Consider the following 19,354-nt stretch of genomic DNA (forward strand, 5'->3'; position numbering starts at 1 on the left):
CGGGCCAGATTGCACTTGACGGGGTTTTGACGCGGCAGAATGGGGGCACGCAGAAGCGGAGTCCTCATGTCACTTTTTCCTCATGGCCACGCCACCCATCCCCAGTGGCGCATGGCAGCCGGCCTGGTACTGGCCCAGTTGCGGGCCCAGATGGCCTTGCCCGGTTATGCGCACAACCCCACGCTGGGCCTGCTCTACATCACCGACCATTACGCCGCCGAGGCCCAGGACCTGCTGGATTTCCTGTCGGCCGAGCTGCCTGAAATCAACGACTGGGCCGGCACCGTGGGCATCGGGGTGGCCGCCAACAACGCTGAATACTTTGACGAACCCGCCCTGTCCCTGATGCTGTGCGACATCCCGGCTCACCAGTACCGGGTGTTTTCAGGGGTGGCCCCGCTGGGCCTGGGCTTTCAGGCGCATACCGCGCTGGTGCATGCCGACGCTGGCACGCCCGATGTGGCCGAGCTGATTGCCGAGATGGCCGGCCGCACCGACACCGGCTACCTGTTCGGCGGCCTGTCGGCCAGTCGCCACGGCAACGTGCAATTTGCCATCGGCGGTGACGGCAACATCCGTGGCCATGGCGCGGCACGGGGCGTGTTTCGCGGCGGGCTCAGCGGGGTGGCCTTCACCGAAGAGGTGTCGCTGATCTCGCGCGTGACCCAGGGCTGCCTGCCGGTGGCGCCGGTGCACGAGGTCACGGCCGCCGATGGCCATGTGGTGCTGGCCCTGGATGGCGAGCCGGCGCTGGCTGTGCTGCTGCGCGATCTGCGCGTCACGCTCGACCTGGATGGCCCGCAACGCAGCCCCGCCCTGCAGCAGGCCCTGGAGGTCTTGCGCTCCACTCTGGTGGGGCTGAGTGCGGCCGGCGACGACAGCCTGGACCGGCATGGCCGCTTCGGCACCGACGTGTTGGTGCGTCACATCATCGGGCTCGACCCGGCACGCCAGGGGGTGGCCGTGGCGCACCCGCTGCAGGTGGGCATGCGCCTGGCGTTCTGCCGCCGCGACGTGCAGGCGGCCCGTGCCGACCTGATGCGCATCTGCGCCGAGATCCGAGAAGAGCTGGAGCCCGAGATGCTCTCGGCCGACCAGGCCTCGGCCCTGTCGTCGGGCTTGCCCGAATCCGGGCCGGTGGCCGGGCGCCGCATGGCCGGAGCGGTGTATGTGAGTTGCTCGGGGCGGGGCGGCCCGCATTTCGGCGGCCCCAGTGCCGAGCTGCAGATCGTGCGCCATGCCTTGGGCGACGTGCCCCTGGTGGGGTTTTTTGCGGGCGGTGAGATCGCCCGCCACCACCTTTATGGCTACACCGGTGTGCTGACGGTGTTCACCACCGAGGATTGACCGGCCGCCGTCGGCACCCTCTCGTCCGGGGGACCTTCCGGGATGTCGTCCGGGGTCTCCGACAGGCTCTGGCTGCGTGCATGGGCAATCAGCAGGTCGAACAGTTCGCCCAGCCGGGCCTGGTCCGACTCGGACAGGGCGCCGAAGATGGCCTGGTTGCGGCGTTCGATCACTTCCATCGTGCGGCGCCATTGCAGACGGCCGGCCTCGGTCAGACTCAGCACCACACCCCGGCCGTCGGTGGGGCTGGCCTGCTTGAGCACCAGCCCTTGATCAACCAGCGACTGCGCGGCCCGGCTGGCCTGACCCTTGTTCAGGTTGGCCCGGTGCGCCAGATCGTTCACCGACAGCGGCTCGAAGGCCCCGATCGAGGCCAGGCAGCGCCCGTCACTCAAGGGCAGGCCGGCCTCGGCCAGGTAGGCGCGCTGGCTCTCCAGGTCGGTCAGTTTGTGCAGCAGGTGCAGCCGGTAGGTCAGGGTGCGCTCCAGCGGCATGGCAGGCATGGCTTCGCGCTGCGCTGCGGTGGAGGATGAGGGGGTGTTCGCCATAGGGGTAAGTCTACCCACGGCCCAGCCCGGACAGGCCCTGGCTTTGGTCCACAATCGTGGCCAGACCTTTTGGGGTCTGGTGTGGGGGCCGCCTGCAGGCGGGGCCGTTTGCCCGCCCATTGACCAGACCATTGACCAGACCATTGACCAGACCATTTGTCAGCCCAGTTGTCAGCCTGTTCACCAGCCCGTTCCTTGTCGGTGTGCCATGTCCGAATCCCTCCAGACTGCCTTCCCTTCTTCATCATCACGCCGCCGCTGGCTGGGCGGTGCCGCGGGCCTGTGCTTGCTGGGGGGCTGGCAGTCTCCGGCGTGGGCCGAGCCTCGCGTGTTGCCCGGTTATGCGGCCTGGAAAGACGCCGCCGCGCTGGAGGAGCACAGCCACCTCGCGCTGGAAACCCGGCGCAGCGCCATGGGCAGCAGCGTCATCACGCCGGCCAGTCAGCTGTTTGTGCGCAGTCATCTGGCGCCCCCCGAATCACGCATCCTCAGTGATCGCGATGCCTGGGTGCTGCAGACCGCCGGCCTGAAGCACGCGCGCGACATCACCCTCGGCGAGCTGCGTGATCTGGGCCTGGAGACGGTCGCCACGGTGCTGCAATCGGCGGGCAATGGCCGGGCGTTTTTTCCGGGCAAGGTCGACGGCTTGCCCTGGGGCGTGGGTGCCGCGGGCTGTGTGGTCTGGAGTGGTGTGCCGCTGCGCCGGGTGGTCAGTGCCCTGGGCGGGCTGCTGCCCGAGGCCCGCTACATCACGGGCACCGGGGCCGAGGTGCTGCCCGAGGGCATTGACCCCTTGAACCTGGTGGCCGAGCGTTCGGTGCCCCTGCGCGCGCTCGACGAGGCCCTGTTGGCCTGGGAGATGAATGGCGAGCCGCTGCCCCTGGCCCACGGCGGCCCGCTGCGCCTCATCGTGCCCGGCTACTACGCCGAGAACCAGATCAAGTACATCCGCCGCCTGGCCTTCACCGAGCAGGAGAGCACGGCCCGCATGATGGCGCGCGATTACCGCCTTACCCCCGCCGGTGCCGAGCCTGGGCCGGGCGACGCGCCGCTGTGGGAGATGGACCTCAAGTCCTGGATCAACAGCCCCGCCCCGGGGGGCCGAGCCCTCAAGCCCGGGCTGGTGCGCGTGCTGGGCGTGGCCTTTGGCGGCACCCGAGCCGTGCGCCAGGTCGAGGTGTCGGTCGATGGCGGCCAGCACTGGGGCGTGGCCCAGTTTTCCGGCCCCGACCTGGGCCGCTTTGCCTGGCGCCAGTTCGTCTTCGAGACCGAACTGCGCAGCGGCAGCCACGTGCTGGTCTGCCGCGTCACCGATGACGAGGGCCGCGAGCAGCCACGCCTGCGCACCGACAACGCGGGCGGCTTTGCCAACAACAGCTGGCTCGATCACGCCGTCAAGGTGCAGGTGGCTTGAGTGGCTGGAGGCGTCGCAGCGCGCTGAAGGCCTCGAACTCCCAGCTGCGCTGGGCCAGCAGCAAGGTGTAACCCTCGCGCTGGCTTTCAGGCAGCTTCTGGTCGGCCAGGTGCTGTTGGGCAAAATCCTGCGCCACGCGCTGCAGCCGTTCCATGAACATCGGGGCCAGGCTGCGACTGATGCTGCCGTGCACCAGCAGCAGCCCCTCGTCCGGCCCCGAGAATGCCCCCGAAAAATAGTCCAGCAGGGCATGCTCGCGGAAGTAATTCATCACCGGCCCATGCGGGCGCCAGCGGAAGGTCTTGGCCAGCTTCAGGCGGTAACGGTTCAGCGGGCGCAGCTCGATGATGCCCACGCGGTCCAACTGCAGCAGGGCTTTCACCGCCTCGGCCTCGCTGAGCCGGTAGGTCTGGGTGATTTGTTCCAGCGTCCATTGGCTCAGCACGCAGATGGCGCACAGCAGCAGTTTTTTGTCGGCCACCACGGCTCGCTCCTGCGCTTCGGTCATCTGGGCCAGCAGGGGCTGGGCATCGGCCACCCGGCGCGCCAGTTCGGCAAAGTCGAGTCGCAGCGCGCGGCAGATGGCATCGATGCGCGACAAGGACAGGTCGCCCTTGGCCAGCATGCGCTTCACGCTCGATTCGGCCATGCCCAGGGCCCGGGCCAGGTCGGCATAGGTCATCTGCGCGGATTTGAGTTCCTGCTTCAGGATGCGGATCAGGTCGGCGGTGCTGCTCATGGAAGCCTGGAAGGTAATGGGTATTGAAAAATGGTACCAAAAGTGGATTTTTGGCATTCAAGTGCCAAAAACGGGTGATCGCACGCACCGCTTGCGGACACTCCGGGCTCAGGTCATCGGGCCTGCCTGCCTCTAAACTCGGCCCACCGTTGATTTCTGTCACACCATGAACACTTCCGTCCAGGACGCTCACTCTGAGCACCCCAATCAGTTTGCCCTGCTGCGCCAGCGTCGGTTCGCCCCCTTTTTCTGGACTCAGTTCTGTGGCGCTGCCAACGACAACCTGTTCAAGTTCGCTTTCACGGTGATGGTCACCTACCAGCTGCAGGTCAGCTGGTTGCCGGCCTCGCTGGCCGGGCTGGTGATCGGGGCCTTGTTCATCCTGCCGTATGTGCTGTTCTCGGCCACCTCGGGCCAGTTGGCCGACAAGTGGGACAAGACGCGGCTGATCCGCCTGGTCAAGTCGCTCGAGATCGCGATCATGCTGATCGCCGCCTGGGGCTTTGTCAGCGGCCTGGTGCCGGTGCTGCTGCTGTGCACCTTTCTGATGGGGCTGCACAGCACCTTGTTCGGCCCGGTCAAGTTCGCCTACATGCCCCAGGTGCTGAGTGAGCGCGAGCTCACCGGAGGCAACGGCATGGTCGAGATGGGCACTTTCGTGGCCATTCTGCTGGGCCAGGTGGCGGGCGGGCTGCTGGTGGCCGTGCCGGCCGTGGGGCATGCCGAGGTGGCCGTGGCCTGCGTGCTGCTGGCCCTGCTGGGGCGCGGCGTGGCGCAGGCGATCCCGGCCACACCGGCCACCGATCCGGGGCTGAAGATCAACTGGAACCCGGTCAGCGAGACCTGGCGCAATCTGCGCCTGGCGCGCGAGAACGTGGTGGTGTTCCGCTCGCTGCTGGGCATCAGCTGGATGTGGTTTTTCGGCGCCGTGTTCCTGAGCCAGTTCCCCAGCTTTGCCAAAGAAGTGCTGCACGGCGATGAAAAGGTGGCCTCACTGCTGCTGGTGGTGTTTTCGGTGGGCATCGGCATCGGTTCGCTGCTGTGCGAGGTGCTGTCGCGGCGCCACGTCGAGATCGGCCTGGTGCCCTTGGGCGCCATCGGCATGAGCGTGTTCGCCATCGACCTGTACTTCGCCTCGCGCGGTCTGCCACCGGCCGAGCAGATGGGCCTGGCGGCCTTCGTGGCCCAGCCCGCGCACTGGCATGTGATGGCCGACCTGCTGCTGCTGAGCCTGTTTGCGGGCCTGTACAGCGTGCCCATGTACGCCCTGATCCAGATGCGCAGCCAGCCCACCCACCGGGCTCGCATCATTGCGGCCAACAACATCCTCAACGCCCTGTTCATGATCGGCAGCTCGGTGATCGCCGGCGCCTTGCTGGGGGCGGGCTTCAGCATCCCGCAGGTGTTTCTGTTCGTGGGCCTGGCCAATGCGGTGGTGGCCGGCTACATCTTTCTGCTGGTGCCCGAATACCTGCTGCGCTTCGTGGCCTGGGTCATGTCGCGCTTTGTGTACCGGTTCAAGGTGCGCGGCGATGAGCACCTGCCGGTGGCGGGGGCCGCGGTGCTGGCCTGCAACCACGTGAGCTTTGTTGATGCCGTGCTGCTGATGGCGGCCAGCCCGCGCCCGATCTACTTCCTGATGGACCACCGCATCTTCAGTGCGCCGCTGTTGGGCACGCTGTTCCGCCTGGCCAAAGCCATCCCGATCGCGCCACAGAAGGAGGACCCCGCCGCCTACGAGGCCGCTTTCGATCGCGCCGCCCAGGTGCTGCGCGAGGGCGATCTGCTGGCCATCTTCCCCGAGGGCGGCATCACCCGAGACGGGCAGTTGCAGGCCTTCAAGGGCGGCATCGTGAAGATTCTGCAACGCGCCCAGGCCGACGGCCTGAGCGTGCCGGTGTTGCCCATGGCCCTGACGAATCTGTGGGGCTCGTACTTCAGCCGCATCGAGCAGGGTGGCGCCATGGTGCGCCCCTTCCGGCGCGGCCTGTTCAACCGGGTCGGGCTGGAGGTGGGCGCGCCGGTGGCGGCGGCCGGCCTCAGCCCCGAGGGCCTGCGCGAGCAGGTGGCTGCCCTGCTCGCGCGCGGGGACTGAGGCTCAGTCTTCTACCGAGAAGCTCAGGCCCGCATGGGCCTGCAAGCGCGCGATCAGCTTGTCGCCCATGGCCGAGGCCGGGGTCCAGATGCCGCCCGGGGTGGCGGCGCTGTCCAGCAGCAGGCAGGCGGCGGCCTCGCTGATCATCTTGGAGGTCGAGCCATAGCCCGGGTCGCGGTCGCCCTTCACGCCCACTTTCAAGCTGTGGCCGGCGCTGTCCTGGCCCAGGAAAAGCACGTCGTAGTAGCCAGCCTCGCGCTCTTCGCGTGAAGGGCCTTCACCTGGCTTCGGGCCTTCGTCCGAGCCCATCGACTTGTCGCTGGCCACGGCCTGGGCGATGGCCTGGCCTTTTTCGCCAGCCCCGGTGACCAGCATCTCGTCGTAGACGAAGTCTTGGCCGTAGGCATGCTGCAGCAGGAAGTTGGAGCGGTGCACATTGCGGGTGTTGATGGCCGCCATCACAAAGGGGGCCACCCACAGGCCCAGGGCCTCGTCGAGCTCGGGCTTGTTGCCCGAGGGCTGGCGCGGGCCCTCAAAGCCCGGTGTCAGCGAGAAGGGGTTGCGCAACAGGGCCAACACGCCGGGGTCGCTGGCGGCGGCGGCCATGGTGGCTTTCAGGCTGGCGGCGGTGCCGCCCGAGAAGGTGCCTTTCATCTTGCGCACCCGGCCACGCACGCGCTGGGCGGCCTGGCCGAAGCGGGCCTTCATCTCGCTCTGCAGCAACAGCACGCCCAGGTCGAAGGGGATGGAGTCGAAGCCGCAGGAGAACACGATGCGGGCACCGCTGGCGCGGGCCTGGGCCTCGTGGGCGTCGATCATGTGGCGCATCCAGGCGGGCTCGCCACACAGGTCCACATAGTCCACCCCGGCCTGGGCGCAGGCGGCGACCAGCTCGTTGCCGTACAGCTGGTAAGGGCCGACCGTGGTCAGCACCAGGCGGGTCTGTGCCATCAGGGCCTGCAGGCTGGCGGGGTCGGCACTGTCGGTCACCACCAGCGGGGTGTCGGCGGGGGCGCCCAGCTCGTCGCGCACCGCGGCCAGCTTGGCGGCGCTGCGTCCGCCCATGGCCCAGCGCAGGCCGCTGCCGGCGGGGTATTGGCGCAACAGGTACTCGACCACCAGACGGCCGGTGAAACCCGTGGCGCCGTGCACCACGATGTCAAAGGGTTTGCTCATGAGGGCTCCTTGAAAAACCGTTGTTGCGCTGCGGCGCAGCACAAAGGCCGCGATTTTGGAGCCCGACGGCGCGGGGCGCTGTCGCCCAGGTTCAGCCGGCCTGGGCAATGGCCGAGAAGGCCTCCGCGCCCAGCTTGCGGCCCTGCTTGTCGACCACGCTGCTCAGGGCCTTGAAGGCGCTGGCCTGCAGGGCGTCTGGCAGGCGCACAAAGCTCAGGCCTTCGACCACCGAGTCGCCCTTGAGCAGCGCCCACATCAGAAAGCGCAGCGCCCGCGCGGTGTCGGCCGGCTGGCCGCTCACCCGTGGCAACAGCACGAAGGTGCCCATGGTGATCGGCCACACCCCAGGCCCCGGCAGGTTGGCCAGGCTGGCGTGGAAGTTGCCCTTGGCGGCCCAGTCGCTGGTGCGCAGGGCAGCCTTGAAACCGGCCACCCCGGCCGTCGCAAACTCACCGGCGGCATTGCGCAACAGCACCGGGCTCAGGCCATTGGCGCCCACGTAGTTGAAGTCGACATAGCCGAGGGCGCCAGCGGTGTCCTGCACCGCGCGCACCACGCCGTCGCTGCCTTTGGCACCCGTCACGTGTTCACCCCAGGGCAGGCTGGTCTTGACCCCCAGGCGTTCTTTCCAGGTCGGGCTCAGGCGGGCCAGGTAGTCGGCCACATACCAGGTGGTGCCCGAGCCGTCGCTGCGGCCCACTGGGCGAATCACCAGGTCGGGCAGGTTCAGGTCGGGGTTCAGGGCGGCAATCTCGGGCGCCGACCAGCGGGTGATGCTGCCCAGGTAGATCTGTGCCAGCACCTCGCCGGTCAGGCGCAGCCGGCCCCGGGGAACGCGAGGCAGGTTCACCACCGGCACCGCCCCGGTCACGAAGGTGGGCACCAGCACCAGTTGATCCCGGTTCAGTTCGGCTTCCGGTGGCGCCACATCCGAGGCGCCAAAGGCCACCTCCTGGGCGCGGATCTTCTTCAGCCCGGCCGACGAGCCACTGGCCTCGTACTGCAGCAGCACATCCTGCGTTTTGCCGTAAGCCGCCGCCCAGGCGCGGTACAGCGGGGCCGCGGCGGACGAGCCCGCCCCGGTCAGGGTCTCGGCGGCCCGGGCCGGGCCCCAGGCCGCGGCCAGCAGCAGCGACAGGGTGGCGCGGCGGCTCAGGGCGGGGGGCGGGGCGTTGTTCAGGAAGGGCTGGGCGGGGTGTCGGTTCATGGCGCAGTCGGGCAACAAGCGCGCGATGATACGGGCGATGTGTGACAAATTTCACAGAAAAAGCCGTCTGATCCGGGGCATTTCAGCAAGAGACATGCATCGAAAGGAGCGAGCCGTCTATGAGCAAGCGCCTTGAGGCCATTCCTCATTTCGAGACCGAGGTGCAGGAGTGCGAATACTGGGCGTCGCATGACTCCAGCCCGCACCTGGATTGGTCACTGGCCAGCCGGGCCGTTCTGCCGAATCTGAAGCCCACGACTTAGGGCCTGCTAACACTGATTTCGCCGGTGAAATCAGTGTTAACAAGCCCTGGACCATCTCCTTGCGCCAGCCCCCACATTTGCTGGACTCGCTCAAGGTGGCGGCGAAGGCCCGGGATGTGCCCTATCAATCCCTGATCAAGGTCTGGCTGCAAGAAACGCTGCAGGAGCCGTGAGCCTCACGGCTCACCCCGCCAGCGCCACCCCCAGCCGGATCAGCGAAGCGTCCGAGCCCACCGGCCCGATCAGCGACACGCCCAGCGGGGCGTCGGCCTGGGTTTGGCGGGCCAGCGGCAGCGAGACCTGGGGCAGGCCGCCCAGCCCGGCCACGCACAGCATGTGGATGGCGCGGTTTCGGTAGTCCTCCAGGGCCGACTCTGGTTCGCTGCGCAGGGGGGCCACATCGGGCATGGTGGGCAGCAGCAGCACGCCGTCGGGCCCCAGCAAAGCCCGCATGTGGGCCTGGAAACGGCGGCGAAAGGCTTCGGCCTCGGTCACCTGGGCATCCGTCACCTGGCGCGACCAGGCAAAGCGCTCGGCCACGCCCGGGCCCAGCGGCGGGGCGTAGCGTTCGATCAGCGGGCCATCGGTCATCCAGGCCTCGCGGCCCTGGAGGTAGCGAAAGTTCCAGTACATGGCGTCGAACGAGTCCAGCATCACCGGGCAGGCTGCGGCCGGCCCCCACAGGGCTTCGGCCCGGGCCAGCACTGGTTGCACGGCGGCCACGGCGGCCGCCTGGGCAAAGGCCCACAGGTCCTCCGGTTTCAGCAGTCGGGGGCGGGCAGGCAGGGCCGTGCTGTCTTCGCCCAGCAGCACCTCGGCCACGCGCGAGAAGGTCAGCGGGTCGCGGGCAAAGAAGCCGCAGGTGTCGAAGCTGGGCGCCAGGTCCAGGGCGCCGGCCAGCGAGATGCGGCCGTGGCTGGGGCGCAGGCCGTACAGCCCGCAGTGGCTGGCCGGGGCACGCACCGAGCCCCCGGTGTCCGTGCCCAGGGCAAAGTCGACCAGTCGGGACGACACGGCCGAGGCCGAGCCCGAGGACGAACCGCCCGTGATGCGCTCCGGCGCCGCCCCGTTGAGGGGGGCGCCGAAGTGCGCATTGTTGCCATTCATGGAGAAGGCCAGTTCGTCGGTGACGGTCTTGCCGGCAAAGGCCGCCCCGGCGTCCAGCAGGCGCTGCACCGTGGGGGCCGTGCGGGTCTTCAGCCCCGACAGGGCCAGCACCAGCGGATTGCCGCCGCCCGTGGGGTAGCCGGCCACGTCGAACAGGTCTTTCACCCCGAAGCGCAGGCCCGACAGGGGGCCGGTGCCCGCGTTCGGCACCGGGGCGTCGGGGTAGGGAACAAAAGCGTGCGCAGGGTCATGCAGAGGCATGGGTGTCTCCAACGTGGGGGGCGGGCTGGGGGGCGGCGGCCCGTTCAGGCAGCTGCCCATGGAAGCAGCGTACCGTGTGATCGGCATGGACGGACTCCACCGGGGGCTGGCTGCCGCGGCACAGCTCGCTGGCGCGCGGGCAACGCTCGGCAAACGAGCAGCCCGGGGGCAGCCGGGCCAGATCGGGGGGCGAGCCGCTGATGGTCTGCAGGCGCTGGCCGGGCACCATGGCGCCGTGCGAGCGGCTGCCCAGCAAGGCCTGGGTGTAGGGGTGGCGCGGGGCCCGGATCAGCTCGCGCACCGAACCCTCTTCGACAATGCGCCCGCCGTACATCACGGCCACGCGGTCGGCCACTTCGACGGCCGCCCCGATGTCGTGGGTGACAAAGATCACCGAAAGGCCCAGCTCGCGCTGCAACTCGCGCAGCAGCAGCAGGATCTGGATCTGCACCGTGGCATCCAGCGCGGTGGTGGGCTCGTCGGCCAGCAGCACCTGGGGTTTGCAGGCCAGGGCCAGGGCGATCATGGCGCGTTGGCGCATGCCGCCCGACATCTCGTGTGGGTAGGCCTGCAGCCGGCGGGCAGGACTGGGGATGCGCACCTGCTCGAACAGGGCCAGGGCGCGCCGCTCGGCCTCGGCGCGGCTCACGGGTTCGTGGCGGCGGATGGCCTCGACGATCTGCCGGCCCAGGGGGTACACCGGGTCGAGGGCCAGCAGCGGCTCTTGAAAAATCATCGAGGTGGTCTTGCCGCGGTAGTCGTTGAGCTCGCGCGGGCTCAGCGCCAGCACATCGCGCCCGTCCACCAGCACCTTGCCGCGCATCTGGGTGCGGCGCTCGGGGTGCAAGCGCAGCAGGGTGCGCAGGGTCACGCTCTTGCCCGAGCCCGATTCGCCGATCAAGGCCATCACCTGGCCTCGGGCCACATTCAGCGTCACGCCGCTGACCGCCTGCACCGGCAGCTTGCCGCCGGTGAAGGTCACGCACAGGTCCTCGATCTGCACCAGGGGGGTGGGGTGGAGGCTGTTCATGCCAGGGCCTCTTGAGCGCCTTGGGGGCGCAACAGATTGCTCGGGTCGTGCAGCGAACGGTTCAGGGCATCGGGGTGTTCGCTGCCACGCTCATGCACCAGGCAGCGCACCTGGTGCAGCGGGCTCACGCTGCTGGGGATGGGGGCCTGGCGGGCGCAGGCCGGTGCGGCCATCGGGCAGCGCGGGTGAAAGCGGCAGCCGCCCGGCGGGTCGATCGGGTTGGGTGGGTCGCCGCTGAGGGCCGGGGCCTCGGTGCGGTGGTCCGGGTCCATCGAGGGCACGGATGACAGCAGGGCGCGGGTGTAGGGGTGGGCCGGGTCGTCGAACAGGGCGCCTGCGGGGCCCACTTCCACCACCTCGCCCAGGTACATCACCAGCACCCGGTCGCTCATGTAGCGCACCACGTTCAGGTCGTGGCTGATGAAGACATAGGTCAGGCCGAACTCGGCCTTCAGGTCCAGCAGCAGGTTCAGCACCTGGCTTTCCACCGACTTGTCCAGGGCCGACACCGCCTCGTCCAGGATCAGCAGGCGTGGGCGCAGTGCCAGGGCCCGGGCAATGTTGACGCGTTGGCGCTGGCCGCCCGACAGCTCATGCGGGTAGCGCCCGGCAAAGCGGGCCGGCTCCAGGCCCACGCGGGCCAGCAGGTCGTGCGCCCGGCTCATGGCCTCGGCGGCCGGCACCCCGTGCACCCGGGGGCCGAAGGCGATCGAGTCCTCCAGGGTCAGGCGTGGGTTGAGCGAGGCATAACTGTCCTGGAACACCATCTGCACCTGGCGGCGGAACTCTTTGAGCGGCAGGTCACGGCTGCCCACGGTGCGCCCGTCGAACACGATCTGCCCGGCGGTGGGTTCCAGCAACTGCATCAACAGCCGGGCGGTGGTCGACTTGCCGCAGCCCGATTCGCCCACCACGCCCAGGGTCTCGCCCTTGAGCACCTCGAAGTTCACGCCGTCGACGGCGCGCACTTCGCCACGGCGGCGGCCCAGCAGGCCGCCCTTGAGGGGAAAGTGCTTGACCAGGCCGCGGATGGTCAGCAACGGCTGGGCCGGGCCGCCCACGTCCACCACGCTCAGCGGCGCCTCCGGCCCGGTCTTGGGGAGTGAATGCCAGGTGCTCATGCGGCCCCCTTGTTGTCCATGGCCGAACGCAGGCCGTCCGACAGCAGGTTGAAGCTCACCGAGGTGATGAAGATCATCACCCCGGGCAGCGCCGCCACGGCGGGCTGGGAATAGATGGCCGTGCGCAGGGTGTTCAGCATCAGGCCCCACTCCGGCTCGGGCGGCTTCACGCCCAGGCCCAGAAAGCTCAGGCCGCTGGCCAGGATCATCGAGACCGAGATCAGGCTGGTCGAGTACACAAAGATCGGCCCCAGCACATTGCCCAGCACGTGCACCCGCACGATGGTGAAGGCGCTGGCCCCCGAGGCCCGGGCCGCATCCACGTAGTCGCGGTTGCGCACCTGGGTGGTCACGGCCTCGGCCACGCGGGCGATCTGCGGCACGAACACCACGGTCAGCGCCACGAGCGAGTTCAGGATGCCCGCCCCCAGGGCGCCGGACAGCGCGATTGCCAGCAGCACCGAGGGGAAGGCATAGAACACATCGATGGTGCGCATGATCACGGTGTTCACAGGCCCGCCGGCGTAGCCTGCCACCAGGCCGATCAGCGAGCCGAACACAAAGGCGCACAGCACCGGGGCCAGGCCCATGAACAGTGACAGGCGGGCACCGATGATCAGGCGCGACATCAGGTCGCGCCCCAGCTCGTCGGTGCCCAGCAGAAAGCCCGGGGTGCCGATGGGCTTGAGCCGCTTGAGCATCGAGGCCGCGTAGGGGTCGGCCGGGGTGATCCAGGGGCCCAGAGCGGCCATCAGCAACAGCAGCAGCACCACCGCGCCGGCGGTCATGGCCACGCGGTCGCGCAGCAGCCTTTGCAACACCGATTGCCAGTAGCCCGGCGAGGTCTGCGCGGTCACGGGCAAGGTGCGCCGGCGGGGGGCCAGGGTTGAAGACATGGGGAGCTTTCTCCGGGTCAAGGGGGGTCTGTCAGGCCCGTGCGATGCGCGGGTCGAGCAGGGTTTGCAACAGGTCCACGATCAGGTTCAGCAGCACGAAGAACAGGGCCAGCACCAGGATGGTTCCCTGCAGCAAGGGCAGGTCGCGCTGGAAGATGGCCGAATTCAGCAGAAAGCCGGTGCCGGGCCAGGAGAACACGGTCTCGATCAGGATCGAGCCGCCCAGCAGGTAGCCCAGCTGCAGGCCCATCACCGCCAGCGCGGTGGGGGCGGCGTTTTTCAGCAAGTGGCGGAACACCCCGAACTGGGTCAGGCCACGGGCACGCAGGCCGACGATGAACTCCTGCTCCAGGATCTCGGCCACCAGGGCACGCACAGTGCGCGAGATGATGCCCATCGGGATCACCGACATGGTCACGGCCGGCAACACCAGGAACTGCAGGTGCTCCCAGTCCCAGGCCCAGCCCTCCGAGCCCGAGGGGCCGGCGCCGGTGGCGGGCAGCCACATCAGGCTCGACGAGAAGACGATGACCATCACCATGCCCAGCCAGTAGTGCGGCACGCTCACGCCCAGCACCGACAGCAGCGAGGCCAGCTTGTCGACCCAGGAGTTGCGGAAGAAGCCCGCCACAAAGCCGAACAGGCTGCCCAGGACGAAGCCGATGGCGGTGGCCACCACGGCCAGGCGCAGGGTGTTGCCCACCGCCTTCATCACCTCGGCAGCCACCGGCCGGCCGGTGGCAATCGAGGTGCCCAGGTCGCCCTGGGCGGCCCGCCACAGCCACAGCCCGAACTGCTCGGGGTAGCTGCGATCGAAGCCATACAGCTGGCGCATCTGGGCGGCCAGCTCGGCCGAGGCGTCGGGCGGCAGGATGGACACCAGCGGGTCACCCGGCGCCAGGTGCACCAGGGCGAAGCACACCAGGGACACGCCCAGCATGATGGGCAGGGCGTAGCTCAGGCGACGCAGCAGGTAGGTGAACATGGTGCGGTCCCGGTGGCGCTCAGTCCATCGTCATGGTGGCGATGTCGATGAACCAGCTGCGCGGCTGCACCACGTTCTTCACCTTGGCCGACAGGGCGCGCGGACCCACGTCGTGGGCGATCCACACAAACGGGGCTTCGTCGACGATGCGGGCATGCAGCTTGGCCAGGGCGGCGTCGCGTGCCTTGTCGTCAAAGCTGGTGCGGGCATCGGCCACCAGTTTGTCGATTTCGGCATTGCCGAAATAACCCCAGTTGTTGGACACCGGCGGGAAGGTCTTGGTGCTGACGAAGCGCACCATGGCAAAGAAAGGGTCCATGGCGGCAAAGCTCACGTTGATGGCGTTGCTGCCGTTGGCCGAGGGGTCCTTGCTGCCTTTGCGCCAGTTGGTGAACAAGGTGTTCCACTCGATCACGTCGAACTGCACGTCGAAGAAGCATTGCTTGAGCGACTGCTGCACGAACTCGTTCATGGGCAGGGGCTGCATCTGACCCGAACCCGAGGCCGAGATCTGCACCTTCACCTTCACCGGCTTGGCGGCCGAGAAGCCGGCCTGGCCCATCAGGGCCTGGGCGGCCTTGACGTCGTACTTGATGTCAAACGCGGGGTTGCCCCACCAGGGATGGCCCGGCGCCACGGTGCCCTTGGGGATGGCCATCATGCCGCCCAGCATCTGCTTGAGGCCCTCGCGGTCCACGCACAGGTTGGCGGCCTGGCGCACGCGCTTGTCCAGCCAGGGCGAGCCCTCGGCAAACGACAGCTGCCAGGGCCACACATGGGGCTGGGCGTTGCTGTAGAGCTTGAAGCCGCGCTGCTTGATCTGGTCCATGGCGTCGGGTGCCGGGGCCTCGATCCAGTCCACCTGGCCCGACAGCAGGGCGGCGGTGCGGGCATTGGCCTCGGGCATGGGCATCATCACCACCTTGTCGATCTTGGGCGTGCGCTTGGGGTCCCAATAACCCTTGTTGGCGGCCAGCTCCAGGCGCTCGCGAGGCACAAAGCGGGTCATGTGGAAGGGGCCGGTGCCCGAGGCATCGGCGGCAAACGCGGCCCAGGCCTGCTTGCTGCGCTCCGCCGGCTCGCTCACGCTGGCGGGCACGGCCTTGAGCTTGGCCTCCCAGTGGCTGGGCGAGGCCATGAACAGGTTGCTCAGGTTGATCGGCAGAAAAGAGTCGGGCTCGCTGGTGATCAGCTCCACCGTGTGCTCGTCGATCTTGCGTGCCGATTTCAGCGTGGGCATGCGCGAGGCCGTCACGCCGACCTGGCTGGCGTCGAACTGCGGGGCCTCCTTGTCGAGCACCTTGCGCACGTTCCACACCACGGCGTCGGCATTGAAGGGGCTGCCGTCATGGAACTTCACGCCGCTGCGCAGCTTGAACACCCACTTGGTCTTGTCCTTGGCGTCCACCGCCCAGCTCAGCGCCAGCGCCGGGATCAGCACGCTGGGCGCATCGGCCTTGGACAGGTCCCACTGCGTCAGCGAGTCGTACATCGGGATGCCGGTGAATCGGTTGCCTTCAAAACCCTGGTCGGGCTGGCCCAGCGTGCGTGGGATGTCGCCGGCCGTCATGGCAATGCGCAACACCTTCTCTTGTGCCAGGCTGCCAGTGGCGGCCAGTGAAGCGGCCAACAGCGTCAACACGGCGGGTGCGCGCAGCCAGGACATGGGAAAACGGTCTACCAAGCGATTCATGGAGTGCTCCTGCTAACCAGTCAAGATTGAATGCAGCAAAGTGCAAGTAACATGCCAACGTTTTGATGCCATTCCGGCGCTCGCCTGGTCCGCAACAGTGCATGCAGCCCTGTCGTGGTGCCGGTCCTGCCAATCCGGTTTGGATGCACCCGCCGCTTGCCCGGAGCCCACCATGTCCCTGGCCTACAACCTCGCCCGCTTTGACCTGATCTCGATCCGCCTGGCCGTGGCCTGCGCACAAAGCGGCAGCCTGACCGCGGCGGCCCGTGAGGGCCACCTGGCGCTGGCGGCGGCCAGCCGGCGCCTGCGTGAACTGGAAGACGCCACCGGCGGTCCCCTGTTCGAGCGCCACGCCAAGGGCCTGACCCCCACCCCGGCCGGGCGCCTGTTCGTGAAACATGGCCTGAGCCTGCTGCAGACCCTGGATCAACTCACCCGCGAGCTGGGCGATCTGCGCCAGGGCATTGCGCGCCACATCCGCCTGTGCGCCAGCACCGCCGCGATCAACCAGTTCCTGCCCGTGTTGCTGGCGCGTTTTGGCGAGCTGCACCCCCAGGTGCGGGTGGATCTGGAGGAGCAGGTCTCCGACACCGTGGTCCGCACGTTGCGCGAGGGGCGGGCCGATCTGGCGGTGTTTGTGGAAGGGCCCGACACCAGCGACCTGAGCACCCGGCACTTTCGCGACGATGAGCTGATCCTGGTGCTGCCGGCGCGCCACGCCGTGGCCACCAGCACCCCGGCGCGTCAGCCGGTGGCCTTTGCCAGCCTGCTCGACGAACAATGGATCAGCCTGGCCGCCGGGGCCGCCATGCTGCAACAGCAGCAGCAGGCGGCACGTGCCGTGAACAAGCCCCTGCGCCTGCGCATGCAGGTGCGCAGCTTCGACGCGGTGTGCCACATGGTGGCCTCGGGCCTGGGGCTGGCGGTGCTGCCCAAGGCGGCGTCGCTGCCCATTGCGCGGGCCATGAAGCTGGCCTGGCGCCCGCTGGCCGACCCCTGGGCACGGCGGCGCCTGCTGGTGGCCACCCCCGAAGGGGCGGTGGACGAGGGGGTGCAGCTGCTGGCGGACTTTCTGGTGGCAGCCCCGGGAAAATCCCGCGACAAAAAATCACCCTAGTTACTCTATAGTCACTGATACAAGGCGGTTGGTTGTTGAACTGAAAGGTTCAGGGACTGCTCGCGCGGCCTTGGCCCTTTCACAGGTAGCCCATGTCATCAGACGCACTGATTCCTTTCCTCCAGGAGCCCGACTCGCCCGAGGCCCCGCCGCCCCAGCCGGGTTCGCCCGCCCTGCCGCCTTGGCGGGTGCTGGTGGTGGACGATGACCGCGACGTGCACGACAGCACCGCTTATGCCTTGCGCGGCCTGGATCTGGTGGGCCGGCCGGTGCAACTGCTGCATGCCTATTCCAGCGCCGAGGGCCTGATGCTGCTGCGCCACGAGCACGATGTGGCGGTGATCCTGCTCGACGTGGTGATGGAGACCGAGCACGCCGGCCTGGCCATGGTGGACAACATCCGCAACGGCCTGGGCCTGCACAACACCCGCATCATCCTGCGCACCGGGCAGCCCGGGCAGGCGCCCGAGATCGAGACCATCCGGCGCTACGACATCAACGACTACAAGACCAAGAGCGAGCTCACGCGGGCCAAGCTGTACGCCACCCTGACGGCCGCCGTGCGCTGCTATGACCAGCTGTGCCGCCTGGACGCCAGCCGCCGCGGGCTGGAGAAGATCGTCGCCGCCAGCAATCAGTTCATGGCCGAACAGGGCCTGCAGACCTTTGCGGAAGGCGTGATCACCCAGATCGCCAGCCTGATCGGCATTCGACCCGACGGCCTGGTGTGCGCCAGCACCGACCCTTCGCCCGGCGCGGGCCAGGCGTCGGATTTCGTGGTCATCGCGGCGGCTGGCCCGTACCGCCACCTGATCCAGAAACGCTTGGGCGAGATAACCGACCCCGAGATCGTTGAGCAGCTCAGCCGCTGCCTGGCCGAGCGCCGCAGCCAGGTGGCCCAGCGCAGCCTGACGCTGTTCTTCTCAGGCCGCGACGGTCAGGACTTTGCCGCCTTTGTGGCCGCGGGTGAGCCGCTGCGCGAGGTGGATGCCCATCTGCTGGAGGTGTTCTGCACCAACATCGCCCTGTGTGCGTCCAACGTGTCGCTGTTCATGCGCCTGCGCAGCGTGGCCTTTGTCGATCGCATGCTCGGCATCCCCAACCGCACGGCCCTGGTCCAGCACCTGGACGAGCAGGTGGCCGCGGGCGAGCTGCAGGATCTGGTGCTGGCCCTGATCGATGTGGACCAGTTCGCCGAGACCAATGACATGTTCGGGCACCGCTACGGCGACCTGCTGCTGGGCGCCATTGCCCAGCGCCTGTCACAGGCCCTGGTCAGCCGCTGCTACATCGCCCGGGTGGCGGGCAACACCTTTGCGGTGGTGGGCCATGAGGACGTGGTCAACCCGGAGGAGTTGCGCACCCTGTTCGAGCTGCCCTTCCAGGTCGAGGAGATCAACCGGCGGCTGTCGGTGTCGATGAGCCTGGTGCGCTGCGCCGAGGTGCCGGCCCTGAATGGCAGTGAACTGCTGAAGGATGCGTCGATCGCCATGAAGCGGGCCAAGGCTGCGGGCCAGGGGCGCATCGAGTATTACTCGGCCGCGCTGGGTGCCGACTCCAAGGAGCGCACCCGACTGCTGCACGGCCTGCACCGGGCCTTTGACCATGACCGGCTGTTCGTGGTCTACCAGCCCCAGGTCTCGCTGCTCACCGGGGCGGTGCTCGGGGTGGAGGCCCTGATGCGCTGGCGGGCCGAAGACGGCTCGCTGGTGCCGCCCGACCGCTTCATCCCGGTGGCCGAGCGCTCGGGCCTGATCGTGGGGCTGGGCACCTGGGTGCTGCGCTCCGCCTTGAGCGACCTGGGCCGCCTGCACCAGTTGGGCTGGCGCCCGCTGCGCATGGCGGTCAACGTGTCGGCAGTGCAGTTTGGCCAGCCTGACTTTCTGCAGACCCTGGATGAAGCCTTGCACGACAAGCAGATCGCGCCGGATTGCCTGGAGCTGGAGATCACCGAGTCGGTGTCCATGGTCGGCATGGAGCGGGTGGCCGCCGTGATGCGCGAGATCCGCAGCCGGCAGGTGGCCGTGGCGATTGATGATTTCGGCACCGGGTTTTCGTCGCTGTCCTACCTTGATCAACTGCCGGCCGACCGCCTCAAGATCGACCGGGCCTTTGTGGAGCTGCTGGAGACCGAGCGCCCCGGCGCCCGTATCGCCCGCATGATCGTGCCCCTGGGCCATCAGCTGGGCATGAAGGTGCTGGCCGAAGGGGTCGAGACCGAACGGCAGGTGGCCATCCTGCGCGATCTGGGCTGTGACGAGGCGCAGGGCTACCTGTATGCCCGCCCGATGCCCTTTGACGTGCTGTGCGAGTGGCTGGCGCGGCATCCGGTGGGGATGGTGGCCTGAGCCCCTC

The 19,354-nt window shown here is 68.3% G+C and carries 17 protein-coding genes; 7 read left to right on the top strand and 10 right to left on the bottom strand.

Going from position 1 to position 19,354, the window contains the following annotated elements:
- Positions 1-66 precede the first annotated feature (66 nt).
- On the top strand, positions 67-1,347 hold the full coding sequence (locus AC3WUT_RS28805; protein ID WP_492350501.1) for an FIST signal transduction protein: 1,281 nt from the start codon (positions 67-69) through the stop codon (positions 1,345-1,347).
- Here the strand turns inward: AC3WUT_RS28805 and AC3WUT_RS28810 are convergent.
- Entirely contained in the window at positions 1,308-1,850 is a 543-nt protein-coding gene (locus tag AC3WUT_RS28810; RefSeq protein ID WP_492350526.1) for a MarR family winged helix-turn-helix transcriptional regulator, read from the bottom strand. The two genes, AC3WUT_RS28805 and AC3WUT_RS28810, sit on opposite strands and share 40 nt — an antisense overlap.
- Positions 1,851-2,103: 253 nt before the next feature.
- Here AC3WUT_RS28810 and AC3WUT_RS28815 point away from each other — a divergent pair, with 253 nt between their 5' ends.
- Positions 2,104-3,309 (top strand): sulfite oxidase, encoded by a 1,206-nt coding sequence (locus AC3WUT_RS28815; RefSeq protein WP_492350502.1) that lies wholly within the window; start codon positions 2,104-2,106, stop codon positions 3,307-3,309.
- On the opposite strand, the gene AC3WUT_RS28820 is transcribed toward AC3WUT_RS28815, so the two are convergent.
- The gene (locus AC3WUT_RS28820; protein ID WP_492350503.1) at positions 3,290-4,048 is read right to left on the bottom strand and encodes a helix-turn-helix domain-containing protein; all 759 of its coding nucleotides are present in this window, start codon (positions 4,046-4,048) and stop codon (positions 3,290-3,292) included. The genes AC3WUT_RS28815 and AC3WUT_RS28820 overlap by 20 nt on opposite strands.
- Positions 4,049-4,214: 166 nt before the next feature.
- Here AC3WUT_RS28820 and AC3WUT_RS28825 point away from each other — a divergent pair, with 166 nt between their 5' ends.
- Positions 4,215-6,143, top strand: coding sequence for an MFS transporter (locus AC3WUT_RS28825; RefSeq protein ID WP_492350504.1), 1,929 nt, complete (start codon positions 4,215-4,217; stop codon positions 6,141-6,143).
- Between the two features lie 3 nt (positions 6,144-6,146).
- Here the strand turns inward: AC3WUT_RS28825 and AC3WUT_RS28830 are convergent, their stop codons facing one another.
- Together AC3WUT_RS28830 and pstS are read right to left on the bottom strand one after the other, a co-directional pair.
- A complete protein-coding gene (locus AC3WUT_RS28830) occupies positions 6,147-7,319 on the bottom strand; it encodes a saccharopine dehydrogenase family protein (protein WP_492350505.1) in 1,173 nt (390 codons plus the stop codon).
- Positions 7,320-7,410: 91 nt separating this feature from the next.
- Positions 7,411-8,526: a phosphate ABC transporter substrate-binding protein PstS gene (pstS, locus tag AC3WUT_RS28835; RefSeq protein WP_492350506.1), complete on the bottom strand. Its 1,116-nt coding sequence runs from the start codon at positions 8,524-8,526 to the stop codon at positions 7,411-7,413.
- A 119-nt stretch (positions 8,527-8,645) separates the two neighbouring features.
- Here pstS and AC3WUT_RS28840 point away from each other — a divergent pair, with 119 nt between their 5' ends.
- Together AC3WUT_RS28840 and AC3WUT_RS28845 are read left to right on the top strand one after the other, a co-directional pair.
- Complete coding sequence (locus tag AC3WUT_RS28840; protein WP_492350507.1) at positions 8,646-8,789, top strand: CopG family antitoxin; 144 nt, start codon at positions 8,646-8,648, stop codon at positions 8,787-8,789.
- 59 nt (positions 8,790-8,848) lie between these two features.
- Positions 8,849-8,962 carry a CopG family antitoxin gene (locus AC3WUT_RS28845; RefSeq protein WP_492350508.1) on the top strand — a complete coding sequence of 38 codons (114 nt, stop codon included), beginning with the start codon at positions 8,849-8,851 and terminating at the stop codon, positions 8,960-8,962.
- Positions 8,963-8,972: 10 nt separating this feature from the next.
- Here the strand turns inward: AC3WUT_RS28845 and AC3WUT_RS28850 are convergent, their stop codons facing one another.
- Genes AC3WUT_RS28850 through AC3WUT_RS28875 form a run of 6 tightly spaced genes read right to left on the bottom strand, consistent with a single transcriptional unit; the run spans position 8,973 to position 15,882 of the window.
- Positions 8,973-10,157 (bottom strand): amidase, encoded by a 1,185-nt coding sequence (locus tag AC3WUT_RS28850; RefSeq protein ID WP_492350509.1) that lies wholly within the window; start codon positions 10,155-10,157, stop codon positions 8,973-8,975.
- Positions 10,144-11,187 (bottom strand): ABC transporter ATP-binding protein, encoded by a 1,044-nt coding sequence (locus tag AC3WUT_RS28855; RefSeq protein WP_492350510.1) that lies wholly within the window; start codon positions 11,185-11,187, stop codon positions 10,144-10,146. The genes AC3WUT_RS28850 and AC3WUT_RS28855 overlap by 14 nt, the downstream gene beginning before the upstream one ends.
- Complete coding sequence (locus AC3WUT_RS28860) at positions 11,184-12,308, bottom strand: ABC transporter ATP-binding protein (protein ID WP_492350511.1); 1,125 nt, start codon at positions 12,306-12,308, stop codon at positions 11,184-11,186. Before AC3WUT_RS28860 ends, AC3WUT_RS28855 begins: the two co-directional genes overlap by 4 nt.
- Positions 12,305-13,204 (bottom strand): ABC transporter permease, encoded by a 900-nt coding sequence (locus tag AC3WUT_RS28865; protein WP_492350512.1) that lies wholly within the window; start codon positions 13,202-13,204, stop codon positions 12,305-12,307. Before AC3WUT_RS28865 ends, AC3WUT_RS28860 begins: the two co-directional genes overlap by 4 nt.
- 31 nt (positions 13,205-13,235) lie before the next feature.
- Positions 13,236-14,189, bottom strand: coding sequence for an ABC transporter permease (locus tag AC3WUT_RS28870; protein WP_492350513.1), 954 nt, complete (start codon positions 14,187-14,189; stop codon positions 13,236-13,238).
- A gap of 19 nt (positions 14,190-14,208) precedes the next feature.
- The gene (locus tag AC3WUT_RS28875; protein WP_492350514.1) at positions 14,209-15,882 is read right to left on the bottom strand and encodes an ABC transporter substrate-binding protein; all 1,674 of its coding nucleotides are present in this window, start codon (positions 15,880-15,882) and stop codon (positions 14,209-14,211) included.
- Positions 15,883-16,054: 172 nt separating this feature from the next.
- On the opposite strand from AC3WUT_RS28875, the gene AC3WUT_RS28880 reads away from it, so the two are divergent.
- The gene (locus tag AC3WUT_RS28880; protein ID WP_492350515.1) at positions 16,055-16,999 is read left to right on the top strand and encodes a LysR family transcriptional regulator; all 945 of its coding nucleotides are present in this window, start codon (positions 16,055-16,057) and stop codon (positions 16,997-16,999) included.
- 92 nt (positions 17,000-17,091) lie between these two features.
- Positions 17,092-19,347: a putative bifunctional diguanylate cyclase/phosphodiesterase gene (locus AC3WUT_RS28885; RefSeq protein WP_492350516.1), complete on the top strand. Its 2,256-nt coding sequence runs from the start codon at positions 17,092-17,094 to the stop codon at positions 19,345-19,347.
- Positions 19,348-19,354: the final 7 nt, after the last annotated feature.

The organism is Curvibacter sp. EU05-FHT14A10 (genome assembly GCF_058791075.1).

Coding starts and splice junctions, on each gene's coding strand:
- AC3WUT_RS28870 (WP_492350513.1), bottom strand. CDS start 14,189: ATGTTCACCTACCTGCTGCGTCGCCTGAGCTACGCCCTGCCCATCATG.
- AC3WUT_RS28880 (WP_492350515.1), top strand. CDS start 16,055: ATGTCCCTGGCCTACAACCTCGCCCGCTTTGACCTGATCTCGATCCGC.
- AC3WUT_RS28885 (WP_492350516.1), top strand. CDS start 17,092: ATGTCATCAGACGCACTGATTCCTTTCCTCCAGGAGCCCGACTCGCCC.
- AC3WUT_RS28825 (WP_492350504.1), top strand. CDS start 4,215: ATGAACACTTCCGTCCAGGACGCTCACTCTGAGCACCCCAATCAGTTT.
- AC3WUT_RS28830 (WP_492350505.1), bottom strand. CDS start 7,319: ATGAGCAAACCCTTTGACATCGTGGTGCACGGCGCCACGGGTTTCACC.
- AC3WUT_RS28840 (WP_492350507.1), top strand. CDS start 8,646: ATGAGCAAGCGCCTTGAGGCCATTCCTCATTTCGAGACCGAGGTGCAG.
- AC3WUT_RS28850 (WP_492350509.1), bottom strand. CDS start 10,157: ATGCCTCTGCATGACCCTGCGCACGCTTTTGTTCCCTACCCCGACGCC.
- AC3WUT_RS28860 (WP_492350511.1), bottom strand. CDS start 12,308: ATGAGCACCTGGCATTCACTCCCCAAGACCGGGCCGGAGGCGCCGCTG.
- AC3WUT_RS28865 (WP_492350512.1), bottom strand. CDS start 13,204: ATGTCTTCAACCCTGGCCCCCCGCCGGCGCACCTTGCCCGTGACCGCG.
- AC3WUT_RS28855 (WP_492350510.1), bottom strand. CDS start 11,187: ATGAACAGCCTCCACCCCACCCCCCTGGTGCAGATCGAGGACCTGTGC.
- AC3WUT_RS28875 (WP_492350514.1), bottom strand. CDS start 15,882: ATGAATCGCTTGGTAGACCGTTTTCCCATGTCCTGGCTGCGCGCACCC.
- pstS (WP_492350506.1), bottom strand. CDS start 8,526: ATGAACCGACACCCCGCCCAGCCCTTCCTGAACAACGCCCCGCCCCCC.
- AC3WUT_RS28815 (WP_492350502.1), top strand. CDS start 2,104: ATGTCCGAATCCCTCCAGACTGCCTTCCCTTCTTCATCATCACGCCGC.
- AC3WUT_RS28805 (WP_492350501.1), top strand. CDS start 67: ATGTCACTTTTTCCTCATGGCCACGCCACCCATCCCCAGTGGCGCATG.
- AC3WUT_RS28810 (WP_492350526.1), bottom strand. CDS start 1,850: ATGCCTGCCATGCCGCTGGAGCGCACCCTGACCTACCGGCTGCACCTG.
- AC3WUT_RS28820 (WP_492350503.1), bottom strand. CDS start 4,048: ATGAGCAGCACCGCCGACCTGATCCGCATCCTGAAGCAGGAACTCAAA.